Origin of the sequence: Embleya sp. NPDC127516 (genome assembly GCF_044765325.1) — a bacterium.
In the GTDB taxonomy this organism is placed as follows: Bacteria; Actinomycetota; Actinomycetes; order Streptomycetales; family Streptomycetaceae; genus Embleya.
Window position 1 is genome coordinate 254,271 of sequence record NZ_JBIWJT010000014.1, and the last position, 14,551, is coordinate 268,821.

Here is a 14,551-nt window from a genome sequence, read left to right on the forward strand (position 1 = left end):
GGGCACCGCGACACGAGCCGGGCGAGCGCCGTCTCGTGGCAACATCCCGCCTGGTCGGCGCAATTGCCGACCGAGCACGGAGCTCCTCGAGTGTGCGCGCGGCAGGCGAACTCGAACGCGGGGAAGGCACCCCTCGGCGTCCGGTCGCGAACGGAAACGATGTTGCCCGAAAGCCGTCGCACGTGGGAACGGCCTTGCCTCCGGCGATCGGCAGGCTCGTGGACACGGCCCGAAGCCGGGCGGGCGCACTCGGCATCGGCGCGCGCCGAGCGGACGGGGATCCCATTACTCGTCACGGTGACGCGGGCCGGAATCGGGGAGCGCGAGCAGGTGGCGGCGGTGCGGCGCATCGGGTCCGTCGTTGCCTGCGGCGCGCGGCTACCGGGCCCGCCGCGCTCGAAGCCGGCCGCATCCGGCGCGAACGGCGTCTGACGCGCCCCACCGCCCACGCGCCGGCTCGAGGCCGACGATCAAGTCGACCGACCCGCGGGCCAACCCCGTGCTTCCACCGACGAGTTCGCGTCCGCCGCCCACCGCCCCGGGGCGGCACCCGGGCCCGGACGTCAACTCCCGTGGATTTCAGGCATATTCGACGCCTTCAGCGCCCGACAAGATCGAAAAGCCCCGAATTCTCCTCCGCTCGGATCAGTGCAATACTCCGCATGCTAGCCTCACTTTGCGTGATTCAAAGGAGACGTTACGTGTTTGAGCGCGTAGCCGAACTGGCGATCCGTCGGTCCCGGTTGATTCTTGTGGTCGCGGCCGTGGCCGTGACCCTCATGGCCGCCGTGGGCTTCGGCGCGTTCGCCAAGTTGCAGAGCGGGGGCGGCTTCGACGACCCGGCCTCCGAATCCACCCGTGCCGGTCGGGTCATCGACGCGAAGTTCGGCGGGGAGACGAATCTGGTCCTGCTGGTCCGCGCCCGCCAAGGCGGCATCGACGACCCGGCCGTCGCAAATGGTGGCCGGGCACTGGCGGCCGACCTCAGGAAAGAGCGGGCCCTGGACAACGTGATCTCGTACTGGGACACGGACAACCCCGCCCTCCGCTCCAAGGACGGCCGCGAGGCCATGGTGCTCGCCCACGTCAAGGGCGACGACACGGAGCAGGCGAAGAACGTCAAGGGCATCATCGCCGCCCACACCGGACCGCGCGGGAACGAACTCGTCGTCCGGGCCGGCGGGGCCACCGCCGTGGCCAAGGAAATGTCGACGCAGGGCACCGACGACCTCGTCCTGGCCGAGACCATCGCCGTGCCGCTGACCCTGGTGCTGCTCCTGATCGTCTTCGGCAGCGTGGTCGCGGCCATGCTGCCGCTGGTGATCGGCACCATCGCCGTCATGGGCACCTTCGCCGAACTCGCCCTCCTCGGCGACATCACCGACATCTCGATCTTCGCGACCAACCTGACCACGGCCCTGGGCCTGGGCCTGGGCGTCGACTACGCCTTGTTGATGATCAACCGGTTCCGGGACCGACTCGCGTCCGGCGCCGAGGTGGACGACGCCGTCCGCCACACGGTGCTCACCGCGGGCCGCACGGTCGCCTTCTCCGCCGCCACGGTCGCCGCCGCGCTCGCCGCGCTTCTCGTGTTCCCGCAGTCCTTCCTTCGTTCGTTCGCCTACGCGGGGGTCGGCGTCATCATGGTCGCGGCGATCGCCGCCCTGTTCGTGATGCCCGCCCTGCTCGCCGTCCTGGGACACCGAGTCAACAGCGGCCGCATGCCATGGGTGAAGCCCGCGCGCCCGGACGCCGCGACGTCCGTGTGGGGCCGGCTGGCAGGCGCCGTCATGCGACGTCCCGTACTCGCCGCGACGCCGATGCTCGGCGTCCTGCTGCTGGCGTCGAGTCCGCTCCTGGGCATCACGTTCGACATGGCCGACGAACGCGTGTTGCCCGAGGACGCGACCAGTCGACAGGTCGCGACCGCGCTGCGGGAGAACTTCGCCGGCAACGACGCCGCGGCTCTGCACATCGTCATCGACAAGCCTGTGGACGAAGCCCCGTTGGGTGCCTACGCGGCCCAACTCTCCGGGTACAGGGGCATCGTCCGGGTCGAGGCGTCCACGGGAACCTACACCGAAGGGAACTCCACCGCCCCGGGTCCGGGCAATGCGGCCCTGGGCCGGCCGGACGCGCAACGAATCAACGTGGTGAGCGCACTGCCGCCGAAGTCGGAAGATGCCCAGAAACTGGTCACCACGGTGAGGTCGCTCGCGGGGCCCGGCGGCACGCGTCCGTTGGTGGCCGGACCCGACGCCGAACTGGTCGACGCCAAGGACTCCATCGCCGGCCGACTCCCGTTCGCCGCCGGCCTGGTCGTCCTCACCACCTTCCTGCTCCTGTTCCTGTTCACGGGCAGCGTCGTGCAACCGCTGCGCGCGCTGGTCCTGAACATGATCAGCCTGAGCGCGACTCTGGGCGTCATGACCTGGATCTTCCAGGACGGCCACCTCACGTCCCTGCTCGGCTCCACACCACAGCCGATGGAGGTGTCGACGACCGTACTGATGTTCTGCATCGCCTTCGGCCTCTCGATGGACTACGAGGTGTTCGTCACCAGCCGGATCAAGGAACTCCACGACCAGGGCGAGGACACCGAGTCGGCCGTGGTCAACGGCCTCGGGCACACGGGACGCATCGTCAGCGCCGCCGCCGCCCTGTTGGCGGTGAGCTTCTTCGCGTTCGGGACGGCCGAGATCAGCTTCATGCAGATGTTCGGCCTGGGCACCGGGTTGGCCATCCTGATCGACGCCGTCGCGGTACGGGGCATCCTGGTCCCCGCCGCGATGCGCCTGCTCGGCCGCTCGGCCTGGTACGCACCCCGCCCACTGCGCAGGTTCCACAACCGATTCGGCCTCGGCGAAACCGGCACCGTACCCCCGCCCACGGCTTCACCGGAGCACCTGCCCGGCACCTCGAACAAAAAGAACTCGGCCGAAGTCTGACCCCGAAACGGACACTGCGGGTCCGTGCTGATGACCACAAGGTCGCTCGTCGCCGCCACCCGATACGCCGCCCGATACGCCGCCCGAACGCAACTGCGCCGCGGTTCCGGCCGTACCGCGCCAGACGTCGCTCAGTAGTACCGGCGGTGCCATCGCCCGGTGGCGAGGTCGAGTTCGGAGTACGCGGCCTCTCCCGGTGTCTCCGTCACGTAGACGCGGCCCTCGCCCTCGGCGATCGACCAGGCGGCGATGTCGTCGCGAAGCGTCTTCGGCCCCCGGGCGGTCAGTTCCACGACGCCGCCCTTCCCCGCGGCGCAGAACAACCGTCCCTCGACGAACGCCACGCCGATGGCGCCCACTCGGTCGCGTACGGCCACCGAGAAACCGCGCTGTGCGGACCCGCGAAGTATGCGGCCGCCGCGCGATCTGCCGGCGACGTACACCTCGCCGTCGGCGTCGAAGGCGATGCCCGCCAGCAGGTCGGCCGCGTCGGGGCCGTCCGGATCGGCGATCCGCGTCCACCCGGTGCCGTCGAAGTGCAGCAGGGTGCTGTTGTAGCCGGCGGCATAGACGTCGTTCGCCGCGCGCCCGCGGATGGCGCCGATCGGTGCGCCGATCCCCGGGTGGAACTGCGACCAGTCGCGGCCGTTCCAGTGGTAGAGCACGCCGCCGAAGGTGGCGATGTGTACGTCGTCGTCCGAAGTCCCCCACACGGCCGCCGGGTTCGGCCGACCACGGTTGTGCGCCTGCGCGGGCAGCGCGGTGTGACGCCAGGTCACATCGCCTTCGGGCGTGTCGAACTCCAGGTCCGGCGGCATCGTGTCCACCCAGGGAACAGGCGCGCTCGTCCAAACCAGACCGGTGCTGCTCGTCGCCCACACATGCCCCTGCGGCGAGCACCACAGCTCACGGAGCGTGTCGTTGGTCGCGAGGATGTTCTCGGCCGATTCGTCACTGCCGACGGGCCGCCGAAAGACGTACCCCGCCGCGTTGCCCGAGTCACCCGGCGCGTACGCGATCAACAGGAAATGCACCACACCGCCGCCCTCGTGAACGGCGACGATGTCCTCGACGAACTCGCGCGAAGCCTCCTCCGAGGACCCGCGCAACCCCCCACCCGAACTCCCGCCTTCCACAACGGCGGCGGCATCCCCGAGCTCGTTCATCGCAGCGCTTCCTCCGACTCGGTACGGCGGGGACGACCAGGGCGCACGTCGCCGAACCGCTCAACCCGGAGAACAGGCCATCACCAGAACCGACCCTGGAACCGCCCCACGACAGCCCATCCCCCAAACCGCAACGCCCGAGCGGCAACCCAGCACGCCCGGACGCCAACATACCTCCCGCCGCCTCAACGGGCGCCCCCGACCGCGCCCTCCCCCACGACAGCACCGGCGCCGGCGGCGTCCTCCCCTCCCCACATCTGGGTCGAACACGCCGTGCCCGACGTGGTGTTGGTGGTGCCGTTCTCTCCGCCGTTCGGATCCGGCAGCCTGCTGCGCCTGGTCGTCGACGAGCACGGTGTGGCGAGCGGGCGGTTCGTCAAGAGTGTGGCGTTCATGCCCCTGCGTGGGCAACGCGGGCCCGGACACGCGGTGTTCGAGGAGATCCGGACCGCGCACCCGACCCACACCGTCGACACCGTGGCGTGGCATCTCGCCGGGGTGTCCACGGACGGCAACTACACGCAGGCGCTCGCGCTCAGGCTCCCCGACGTCCACCGCGGCGCGAGCGCGGGCGGCGCGAAATGGTGGCTCCACGACGGCAAGGACTCCTGGGCCCTGGTCGACGACACCCCCGGCGCCGGGCACGCCCTCCAAGGCGGCCCCCGACGGCTCTGGGACGAGGCCGCCGTCATCACCTGGCAGGACGACGCCGAGATCCACGCCTACGACTTCGGCATCACCGTCGAACCCGACGCCCAATGGGCCTGGGCGGGTACACCGGACCAACGCTGGAGGATGTGAACGGACCGGCACGGCCGCAGAGCGTCCGGCCGAGAAAGGTATCGGTTCCGCGACGAGTTCCGCGTCCGGGCCGAATCCCACAGGGGAGGAGCGGCGGGCGAGGTCGATCGGTGGCCGCCGGAGCCGCGTTCGGCAGGTTCGACTCCCGGACCCACTCGCGGCGGGACCGGTGGCGGGGATGAGTCGGGAGCCGTGTCGGATACGGTTCAAGTCCGTATCCGGGACGGCGAAATCCGCCTTGTGCACCGCCTGTACCGTCTCGACCGAACGACGCCCGGTGGCGCACGAACATGGCCCGGTCGAGCCGGCGATCGAACAGGCCATGGGTCGCCGAAAGCCTCGCGGCTGGACCACCCGGGCCACGCCCCGCATGGCGGGGTGGCGGAAGCAGGTCCGGGACACGGACCCATCGTCGCTCAGGACCGCCATCGGGGGGCCTGGTCGTCCGGGGTGTCCGGATCGGCGAAGTGGAAGGGGACCGAGAGGTGGGCGGCCAGGGTGCTGCCGGCGCGCTCGGCGACCACCGCCGCCGGGTGGCGTGGGTGGTGGTCCGCGTCCTCACCGAGGTGGCGGCGGGCCGTGGACCGGTGGACGGTGGCCAGGTGGCTCTCCTCCTCGGGGTCGGCGGTGATGGCCAGTGCCCGTCGGCCCGGCGCTGTGCGAAAGAACCGCCGGACAGGGTCGGCGTCGAGCCCGAGGGCCTCGGGCCGGGCGGGTCTCCAGGCGGGTTCACCACGGCGGTTCATCCGGCTTGCGAACAGGGGTTGCACCTTCCGTAGCGGTATGTGTTCCAGTGGACTCACCCCCGCTCCGTTCAGGAAAGGCTCTGTCCATGCACGCGTCCTTCATTCCGCCCCGCCGGGTCAAGATCGGTCACGCGGCGGCCTTCGCCGGTACTACACCGCGGACGATCCGCCACTACCACGAAATCGGCCTGCTTCCGGAGCCCGAGCGCGGCGCCGACGACCGCCGCCGCTACGGCTACGACGACATGATCCGACTGCTGTGGATCCTCAAGATGGCCGACGCCGGAATCGCCTTGGACGACATCCGCAAAGCCTTCACCACCTCCACGGCCTCCGACGACACCGACAGCGAGGACGACATCGAGGCCACCCTGGAGCGGCTGGAGGAAACCCTCTCCGAACAGGAAGCCGAACTGCGTCGGCAAAGGACCGCCGTACAGCGCATGCGTACCGAGGGCAGCCGGATGGGCCTGCTCCCCGACATCGTCACCGACCGCCTCAAGAGCCTGCCCGAGAGCCTGCGCCAGTCGGACCTGGACACGTTGCTGATCACCGAGCGGATCTTCGGCCCGCTCGGAGCGGCCGTCCAGGCCACCCGCTTCATCGCCCTGGCCTCCTACCCCGACCTGCGAGCCGAATCCGACCGCCTCGACGCCACCGAGGAGGCACTTGACGACACCGTCGCCGTTGACGATCCGCGCGTGGCTCAGGTGGCCGCCCAGCGGCACGCCTTCGAAAGCGCCTTGCTGGCAGTCATCGAGGAGTCCGGGCTGGAGAAGGACGACGAGGCCCTGTTCGACGCCTGGGAAGCCATGCAGCCCGACGCCGCCGATGGGCAGGAGGAGGCCGACAACGTTGCCGGACCACGGGAGGAAGGCGGCATGAGTGTGGTCGAGGTGATCGGCAAGATGCCCTACGACTTCTCCCCGGCCCGCCTGCGCTGCATGGAACTGGCTCAGGAACTCTCCGCCCGGGACTGAACCCGGCCCCTTACGGAGCTTGGCCCTTGCAGCTGATCGGAAAATCAATGCTCAGCCGGGCGGACGGCGGCATCCGGTCCGCGTACGGACCGGGCGCCGAAACGAGTTCGGTCGAACGGCCGCGGGTTCGAGGACGACCCGGCGGCCAAGGGCCTGGATCGGCGGATGAGTTCGCGGGGTCTTGTGGGCGGGGTTGAGATGCCGCTGGGTTCCGTACGGGTCCTGAGCGACGGCGGTGATGCCGCTGTCGAACGCGGCGCGGTCCTCGCGTCCATCGCGCGCAGTTCGGCTTGCGGCGGATGCGTGTATCGATCGGCTCCGTCACCGCGTATGAAAAATCGGTTCGGTAGTGGACGCGTGCCGACTAGCGTCGGCGCATGCATTCAATCGAGTTCCGCAGGGTCCCCTACGCCCCCCAATGGTCGGTCGAGGGTGGGAGTATCGAGGTTTTGGCTTACCTGATCGACGGCGCCTCGTTCCTGGAATCGGTCCGCCGCGCGGAACTTCCCGACGCCTTGGCGGAGCAGGCGGAGCGCGCCGACGAATTCGCGCCGGACCCCGCACCGTTGCTGGCCGGGACGTACATGTACGCCCAGGGTTTCAGCCTGGAGCACCTGCTCGGCGGAAAGCCGGACATGGTCCCGCACGGCGCCGAGGAAGGCGAGACCATACTGCTCGGATGCGACTGCGGCATCTTCGACTGCTGGGCGCTGACCGCGACGATCACCGCCGGAGAAGACACCGTGACGTGGTCGAACCTGCAAAACACCTACCGCGACTGGAACTACGACTCCATCGGAACCCTCACCTTCTCCCGCCGGCAATACGAGACCTCGTGGCGCACAGCACGCTTCGGCTGATGACCACGGCTCAACCACCGGCCGCGACGGACCCGTTCACCCGGCCGGGGCCGGCATCGGAACGGACGTGCGAGTCACCCGCAAAGACCGCTCGGGTGCACGGTCCAGCGGCCCATCACTCCGTCCCCTGCTCCCGTGGTCGGCAGGCGCCCGTCCGGAGAGAACGCCACCGCCCGCACCGTGCCGGTGTGACCGGAGAGACCCTCTCCGACCGCTCGCCGAGTTGGGAATCCCCGTCGTCCACCGCCTCGAACTCACCGCAGCCGCGTGCATGGGCCCGACAGCACGGCCGCGAGAGGTCGTCGTGGAGAGAACCTACCCGTCAAGGGCCCTGCTGATCGGCCTCGCGCCTCCTGGTTGGCGTCAGGTCGATCCCCTGCCCACGCTGCTCGAACGTCGCCTGAGTGAACACCAAACGGACCGGGTGACGCGCGGCCCGGATGTCGTGGCCGGCCACCGGCGCGGCCCGGCCGCGCGCTACGGCCCATATGTCCAACCACATCGCCCCGCTCAACGGCCGCGAGGTGACGGCGACCAGCCCGATGCCGCACGGCCGTGCGGCAGCCTTGCTCGGGGTGGCGTCCCGATCAGTCCGCCGCGGCCACCGCCGGAGCCGGAACTCTTCCCTTCGGCGTTACGAGCCATGAAACGGTGCCCGCTCGATGCGATTCCCTGCTTGCGCGGGGCCGCCGTGGGGGTGGGCCGGGGCGGCCCCACTGATCAGGCCGTGGTGGACGGAGGACGGGCGAGGTAGGCGGTCTTGGCCTCGGCGGAGAACCCGCATGCCCGGTAGAACGCATGGATGTCCGGGTCACGGGAGCCGGTCAGCAGCATCGCCTTGTAGCAGCCCGCGTCCCAGGCGGCCTGGAGCGTGGCATCCATGATCCGCCGGCCGAGACCGGTGCCGCGCAGTTCCGCGTCGACCACGACGTTCTCGATGACGGCGTACGGCGAGGCCGAGCGGGTGAGGTTCGGAATGACATTGAGGTAGGTGGTCGCGACGACCTCGCCCGTGCTCTCCAGGACGAACAGGTGCAGACCGGGCGAGCGCAGGATCCCGGCGAACACAGCCACGCCCACGCCGTCGCGTATCGACGGGTCCTCGGGGTGCAACTGCCGGTACAGACGCAGGATGGCATCGAAATCGCCGGGCCCTGCCTCGCGGAACACGATCATGCCGCCAGGCTACGCGAACGGCCCACCCGGATCGCCGTCAGTGTGCGACGGCGCCACGTCCGGCGCGAGCAGGCGTTCGTCCTCCGCGGCACGTTGCGAGGCCCGTAGGGCGGAACGTTCGTCGTCCGCTTCGTGCTCACATCACATCGAACGACCGTCACGTTCGCGGAAGGGGCGCCTCCACCGAATGGGGCGGGGGTCGTTGGCCGGCAAGGTCGGTGATGCACACCGTGGCTCTCACTGTTCGCGCAGGTAGGTGAGGACCGCCAGTACTCGGCGGTGTCCCGCGTCGTCGGCGAGCAGGCCGAGTTTGTTGAAGATGCTTCGGATGTGCTTGTGGATCGCGGCCTCGGTGACGTGCAGTTCGGCTGCGATGTCGCCGTTGCGGTGGCCCTGTGCCATCAGTTGCAGCACGTCGCGTTCGCGTGCGGTGAGGGCGGTGAGCGGACTGCGGCTGCGGCTGCTGCCGCGGCGCATCAGGGTCGTCACGACCTCGGGGTCGAGCACGGTCTCGCCCCTGACCACGCGGTCCATGGTGCGCAGGAAGTCCTCGACGGCGCCCACCCGTTCCTTGAGCAGGTAGCCAACCGCTCCGGCGCCGTCGGCCAGCAGTTCGCCGGCGTACTTGGTCTCCACGTGGGCCGACAGCACAAGCATGGGGAAGCCGGGACGCACGGCGCGGACCTGCATCGCGGCGCGCAGACCCTCGTCGGTGTACGTCGGCGGCATCCGCACGTCGACGATGGCCAGTCCCGCGTCGAACTCCTCGATGGTCTCGTACAGCCGATCGGCGTCAGGACGCGCCGCGACCACCTCGATGCCCTCGGCGGACAACAGCGCCGCAAGACCTTCGCGCAGCAGCGTGTCGTCCTCTGCGATCACGACTCGCATGGCAGCTCCATCCGCACCGACGTCGGCCCGCCGGGTGGGCTGGCGACTGTGACCGTGCCGCCGAGTGCCTCGATCCGGCTCTCGATTCCGGCCAGGCCAGTGCCCTTCGACCGCTCGGCGCCGCCGTGTCCGTCGTCGGTCACGGTGGTGGTTACGCGCATCTCGCCGTCGTCCTCCGTCCAGGTCAGGTGAATATCGCATTCGGTCGCGTTGCTGTGCTTGGCAACGTTGGTGAGCGCCTCGGCGACCGAAAAGTACAGGGCGGCATCGACGGACGCCGGTGTCGGCGCCGGGGCGTCGACCCGCAGCCGGGTGGGGATCTGCATCCGGTCGGCCAGCAGCCCCAAGGCCGGCACCAGGCCTTCCTCGGCGAGCACCGGCGGATAGACGCCCCGGATGATGCGGCGCATTTCGGCCAGCGCGTCGCGGTTGGCGTCCTGCGCTTTCGCCAGGGCCGTCGCGACGTCGCCGGTTCCGGTGCTCAACTGCCGTTGCGCCGTGCCGATGAACATGGAGACGGCCACCAGCCGGTTCTGGGCCGCGTCGTGCAGGTCCCGCTCGATCCGCCGCAGCTCGGCGCTGTGCAGGTCCACGGCCGAACGTCGGCGCTGCTCCTCCATGTGCGCACGGAGTCGGAGCTCCTGGTCGCGAGTCGGGGCGAGCAGCAGTTCGAGAAGCTTCGCGTCGGCGGAGCGCACGGGGGGCGCGGCGATCGCCCACGCGGCCAGTCCGGCGAGCCCGATCAGGCCTGATGCCAGTGCGAGCCACCACGACGTGATCTCGAACAGTTGGTCGGCGGGCTTGCCGTCCGGCATCGCCCACCAGTACGTCGGCAATGCCAACGCTTGCAGTGACACCAACGGCAGCAGGACGGTGACCACGCCGAGCGGGATCCCGACGACGATCCGCTGGAGGACGGCGGCCAGATCGCGGGCCGACGTGCCGTCGGCGATGCGCCGACGGGCAACGTCCGCCCCGGCGGCAGGGCTCGGGTACGGGGAACCGATGCGTCGTCCCAGCGCCCGTCCGACCCTGACCCGTTCACGGTCGCACCAGTGCCGCAGCAGCCCGGACGCGGCGCCGGTGAGCAGGAGCCCGACACCGACCACCGACAGCGCGGCCACCACCACGATGACCGCGAGAACCAACAGGCCGTACAGCCCGGAGAGGGTGCCGGCCGCCAGGTACCGAACCGAAAGAGCCGATCGCCGGACGGACTTCGCGTCTCGTGGTCGTTGCCTGGTGCCGACGCCTTCGGTGGAACTCACCTGGTGAGCCTACTGGCACCACCAAGTCCCCGGCAGAGCCCGTCGGGCTGCCCGCCCGGAGGGGTATAGCCGGCACTACCATCCGGGTGGGCGCACGTACCACCGCGGCTCGGGTGAGCGGGGGACTGTGTCGCAAGCACCGCGATCCTACGGTCGATTACGTGAAAACGCACAAGGGCGAACGCCCCGGAAACCATGAGGACCACGCCGTGACGGTCAGCGGGTTGAGCAAAAGCTTCGGCGCCGATGCCACCCGGTTCTGGGCATTGGCGAACATCGACCTCTTCGTCGCGCCGCGGAGTTTCACCGCGATCATGGGACCGTCGGGCTCCGGCAAGACCACCTTGCTGAACTGCCTGTTGGGCCTGGAAAAGCCCGACACCGGCTCGATCCACATCGGCGGCACGGACATCACCGGCCTGGACGAGGCCCAACTGGCCGAGATGCGGCGTTCGCACGTCGGGGTGGTGTTCCAGTCCTACAACCTGATCCCGTCGCTCACCGTCGCCGACAACATCTCATTGCCGCTGCGACTGGCCGGCCGACGGATCGACCAGCGCCGCGTACGGGATCTGGCCGAGACCGTCGGTGTCGGTGCCACACTCGAGCGCCGACCGGCACAACTGTCCGGGGGGCAGCAACAGCGCGTCGCGTTCGCGCGTGCGCTCGTGACGGACCCGGAGTTGATCGTCGCCGACGAGCCGACCGGCGCGCTGGACACCGCCTCGAGCGACGTCATACTCGGCCTGCTCCGTTCGATCGTCACCGACCTCGGACAGCGGGCGTTGCTGGTGACGCACGACCCGCGGGCCGCGGCGGTCGCGGACCGTGTGCTGTTCCTCCGCGACGGACGCTGGCACGGCGAGCTCCACGGGGCCACCGAAGGGCAGATCGCGGCGACCCTGACCGACCTCGGGCTGCGGTGGTGAACAAGCTCGCCCGACTGACGCTGCGAGCGCGCACGGGCCAGGTCGTCGCACTGGCTGTGACCGTGTTCTTCTCGGCTGTTCTCGTGGGGGCGTTCGGAGTACTCCTGGAGACCGGCGTCCGCGGCCGGGTCTCCACCGGCGAGTACGACAACGCGCCGTTGTTGGTCGCGGCCCGGCAGTCGGTGCCGGTCGGCGGCGACGTCGACATGACGGTTCCGGGCCGGGCGTTGCTGCCCGCCTCCTTGGTCGACGAGATCGCGGCGGCGCTGCCGGCATCCCGCGTGGTCGCCGACCGCATCGTGCCCGCCATCCTTGGTGGCCGAGCGGGCGACGCCGAACCGGTGGACGCGCATCCCTGGTCGGCGTTCGCGCTCGGGAACCGCGAACTGGCCTCGGGACGCGCACCCGTCGGGCCGGACGAAATCGTGCTGCCGGGCCACGTCGCCCGTTCCCACGGCCTGGCGACCGGGGGAAAGGTCTCGCTGGGCTTCGGCGACCGGTCCGTCGAGTACACGCTCGCGGGCACCACCACAGCCGACGACACGGGAGTCGACGTCCCGGACGTCTATCTGAGCGACGGGCAGATCGCAACGCGCGGCAACCCCGATCGCGGTGTGGCGGTCATCGGCGTCTGGCCGCAGGCGATGCCCGACGAGCACACACTCGCTCGCCTGGTCCCACCCGCCGACGCTCGGCTGTGGGATCGAAGCGCCCGGGGGCCCGTCGAGGCGGTCTCCCAGGGCCGGGCGACGGCGGCACTCGTCTCCGCCTCGGGCGCGCTCGGCGCTGTCGCGTTCATCGTCGCCGTGTTCACCGTCATCGCTCTGACGTCGCTCCAGATCCGCGAGCGATCACGCGAGTTGGCCATGCTCCGCATCGTCGGCGCCACGCCACGACAGGTGAAGCGGCTGCTTCGCGCGGAGATCCGCGTGGTCGCCGCGCCGGCAGGGGGCCTCGGCGGGCTCGCCGGACCACTCGTGGGAGCGGTCATGATCGACGCCATCCGATCCTGGGGGGCGCTGCCCCGCACCCTTCAGCCGGTCTTCGGCCCGTTCCCCTTCATCGCGGCGATGCTTACGGGTTTCGTCGCCGCGGAGATCGCCATGCGCGTCGCGGTGCGCCGAGTCGTACGCAGCAGTCCGCTGGCGCAACTCGAGGGTGGCGACACGGGTCCGTCCGGATCGCCGCGGACGGCGCGGCGCGTCGTCGTCGGAGTGGTGCTCCTCGCGGTGGGCATCGTGATGGCCCTGGCGCCGACCTACACATCCAACGTCGATGCGGCCAGTGGACTTCCCGGGATCTCGGGATTGGTGATGGCCTTGTCGATCGGTCCGCTGAGTCCGCAGGTGGTGCGCGCGGCGGCCGCGATCGTGCGCCGACCGGCCGCGCGGACCGCCGCGGCATACATGGCCCTCGGCAGTATTCGCCACCGGGCCGCCCGCGTCGGCGGCGCGATGACCCCGATCGTCCTCGGAGTCGCGCTGGCCGCGGTCCAGCTCTCCGGCGCCGCGACCATCGGCACCGTGTCGAAGGCACAGGCTCACGCGGGCGCGCGCACCGACCTCACGGTCACCGTGTCGAGTGCCGGCGTCGGCGACCGGACGACCGAACTCGTGCGAGGCGTGCCCGGGGTCGGCTCCGCCACCCCATTCGTGACCACCGGCGTCATCGTGCAGCCGCCCGCCGGCAGCGACAACAGCCCCCAAACCCTGAAGGCACTCGGCATCGCCGGTGACCAAGTGGAGCGCTACGCCGATCTCAAGCCCACGAGCAACAGTCCGATCCGTCTCCGGCAGGGCGACGTCGTGCTCGGCGTTCTCGGTGCCGCACAACTGGGAGCCCACGTGGGAGACGAGGTCACCATCGTGCTGGCGGACGGACAGTCGATCAAGCGGCACGTGAGCGCGCTGTACGAACGCGGCCTCGGTTTCGGCGATGTCCTGCTCCCACTCGACGACCTGCAGCCGGCCACCGCTTCGGGACTCGCATCGGGTCTGGCCGTCACGGTCCCCGCATCCGAATCGGTGGCGCGGGTCGAACGCCGCATCCGCAACGACCTGGCCGACGTGCCCGGAGCCGAGGTCACCCGGTCCGCCTCCGTCGCCGACGCCGACGGCGCCTCGGGCGGCGAGGACAAGTTCGGGCTGCTGATACTGCTGGTCCTCTTCGGCTATATCGCCATCGCGGTCACAAACTCCCTCGTGACGGCAACCCTCTCCCGCCGATCGGAATTCGTGCTCCTGGCGGCCGTCGGCGCCACACCACGCCAACGACGCTCGATCCTGCGCTGGGAAGCCGCCATCCTGGGCGCCACCGCCTGCATCGTCGGGACCGCGTTCGCGCTGCCCGGCCTGTTCGCCATGACGTACGCCCTGAGCAACGGCGACCGCATCATGCCCGCAATCGATCCCTTCACCTACACCGGGATCGTCACGTTCACCTTCGTACTCGTCTTCTCCGCCACCGCCCTCGCCGGCCGAGCCGTCATGCGCGACCGGCGATGATCTCCGCGTTCGGGTCGGCATCGGTGCGCTCGTCGGGGTGCCGACGGCGCACCGACTGCCGCCGTAGCGGCGGGTGCCGCCGGGTTCAAGGACCGGCTGCGCGCAGAGGGGCCAGTGTCGCGGTCGCCCTCCCGGACGAGCTGCTCGTCGTCGGCCGTGACGATGACGATCCGGAGCAGCCCGGACGGCGTGCGGCCGTTCGACGTGATGGTGCGGTGGTGGGCGCTTCCCGTTCCAGGCACCGCACGATGCCCTCGGGCGGCGGCCGCCGCACTCGTGGAA

At 70.2% G+C, this 14,551-nt stretch carries 11 protein-coding genes; 6 read left to right on the plus strand and 5 right to left on the minus strand.

The features are described from left to right. Nucleotides 1–701 precede the first annotated feature (701 nt). Nucleotides 702–2,948, plus strand: coding sequence for an MMPL family transporter (locus ACIRL2_RS27385; RefSeq protein WP_402235258.1), 2,247 nt, complete (start codon nucleotides 702–704; stop codon nucleotides 2,946–2,948). 131 nt (nucleotides 2,949–3,079) lie between these two features. Here the strand turns inward: ACIRL2_RS27385 and ACIRL2_RS27390 are convergent, their stop codons facing one another. After that, the gene (locus ACIRL2_RS27390) at nucleotides 3,080–4,114 is read right to left on the minus strand and encodes a hypothetical protein (protein ID WP_402235260.1); all 1,035 of its coding nucleotides are present in this window, start codon (nucleotides 4,112–4,114) and stop codon (nucleotides 3,080–3,082) included. A gap of 273 nt (nucleotides 4,115–4,387) precedes the next feature. Here ACIRL2_RS27390 and ACIRL2_RS27395 point away from each other — a divergent pair, with 273 nt between their 5' ends. Then, on the plus strand, nucleotides 4,388–4,915 hold the full coding sequence (locus tag ACIRL2_RS27395; protein WP_402235261.1) for a hypothetical protein: 528 nt from the start codon (nucleotides 4,388–4,390) through the stop codon (nucleotides 4,913–4,915). Between the two features lie 416 nt (nucleotides 4,916–5,331). Here ACIRL2_RS27395 and ACIRL2_RS27400 read toward each other — a convergent pair whose 3' ends face one another. Next, a complete protein-coding gene (locus ACIRL2_RS27400) occupies nucleotides 5,332–5,661 on the minus strand; it encodes a hypothetical protein (protein WP_402235263.1) in 330 nt (109 codons plus the stop codon). Between the two features lie 86 nt (nucleotides 5,662–5,747). Between ACIRL2_RS27400 and ACIRL2_RS27405 the strand changes: the two genes are divergently transcribed. Both ACIRL2_RS27405 and ACIRL2_RS27410 read left to right on the plus strand, forming a co-directional pair. Continuing rightward, nucleotides 5,748–6,641, plus strand: coding sequence for a MerR family transcriptional regulator (locus tag ACIRL2_RS27405; protein ID WP_402235266.1), 894 nt, complete (start codon nucleotides 5,748–5,750; stop codon nucleotides 6,639–6,641). 377 nt (nucleotides 6,642–7,018) lie between these two features. Further along, complete coding sequence (locus tag ACIRL2_RS27410; RefSeq protein WP_402235269.1) at nucleotides 7,019–7,501, plus strand: hypothetical protein; 483 nt, start codon at nucleotides 7,019–7,021, stop codon at nucleotides 7,499–7,501. Between the two features lie 720 nt (nucleotides 7,502–8,221). Here the strand turns inward: ACIRL2_RS27410 and ACIRL2_RS27415 are convergent. From ACIRL2_RS27415 to ACIRL2_RS27425, 3 genes are all read right to left on the minus strand, one after another. Continuing rightward, entirely contained in the window at nucleotides 8,222–8,677 is a 456-nt protein-coding gene (locus ACIRL2_RS27415) for a GNAT family N-acetyltransferase (RefSeq protein ID WP_402235272.1), read from the minus strand. A gap of 237 nt (nucleotides 8,678–8,914) precedes the next feature. Then, nucleotides 8,915–9,568, minus strand: a complete 654-nt coding sequence (locus ACIRL2_RS27420; protein WP_402235275.1) for a response regulator transcription factor — start codon at nucleotides 9,566–9,568, stop codon at nucleotides 8,915–8,917. Further along, complete coding sequence (locus ACIRL2_RS27425) at nucleotides 9,556–10,836, minus strand: sensor histidine kinase (RefSeq protein ID WP_402235277.1); 1,281 nt, start codon at nucleotides 10,834–10,836, stop codon at nucleotides 9,556–9,558. Before ACIRL2_RS27425 ends, ACIRL2_RS27420 begins: the two co-directional genes overlap by 13 nt. A 161-nt stretch (nucleotides 10,837–10,997) precedes the next feature. Here ACIRL2_RS27425 and ACIRL2_RS27430 point away from each other — a divergent pair, with 161 nt between their 5' ends. Next, nucleotides 10,998–11,765, plus strand: a complete 768-nt coding sequence (locus ACIRL2_RS27430) for an ABC transporter ATP-binding protein (protein WP_402235280.1) — start codon at nucleotides 10,998–11,000, stop codon at nucleotides 11,763–11,765. Further along, nucleotides 11,762–14,269 (plus strand): FtsX-like permease family protein, encoded by a 2,508-nt coding sequence (locus ACIRL2_RS27435; RefSeq protein WP_402235283.1) that lies wholly within the window; start codon nucleotides 11,762–11,764, stop codon nucleotides 14,267–14,269. The genes ACIRL2_RS27430 and ACIRL2_RS27435 overlap by 4 nt, the downstream gene beginning before the upstream one ends. Nucleotides 14,270–14,551: the final 282 nt, after the last annotated feature.

Excerpts from the sequence above, each read along its gene's own strand:
- ACIRL2_RS27390 (WP_402235260.1), bottom strand. The coding sequence starts at position 4,114 with ATGAACGAGCTCGGGGATGCCGCCGCCGTTGTGGAAGGCGGGAGTTCG.
- ACIRL2_RS27420 (WP_402235275.1), bottom strand. The coding sequence starts at position 9,568 with ATGCGAGTCGTGATCGCAGAGGACGACACGCTGCTGCGCGAAGGTCTT.
- ACIRL2_RS27400 (WP_402235263.1), bottom strand. The coding sequence starts at position 5,661 with ATGAACCGCCGTGGTGAACCCGCCTGGAGACCCGCCCGGCCCGAGGCC.
- ACIRL2_RS27415 (WP_402235272.1), bottom strand. The coding sequence starts at position 8,677 with ATGATCGTGTTCCGCGAGGCAGGGCCCGGCGATTTCGATGCCATCCTG.
- ACIRL2_RS27410 (WP_402235269.1), top strand. The coding sequence starts at position 7,019 with ATGCATTCAATCGAGTTCCGCAGGGTCCCCTACGCCCCCCAATGGTCG.
- ACIRL2_RS27405 (WP_402235266.1), top strand. The coding sequence starts at position 5,748 with ATGCACGCGTCCTTCATTCCGCCCCGCCGGGTCAAGATCGGTCACGCG.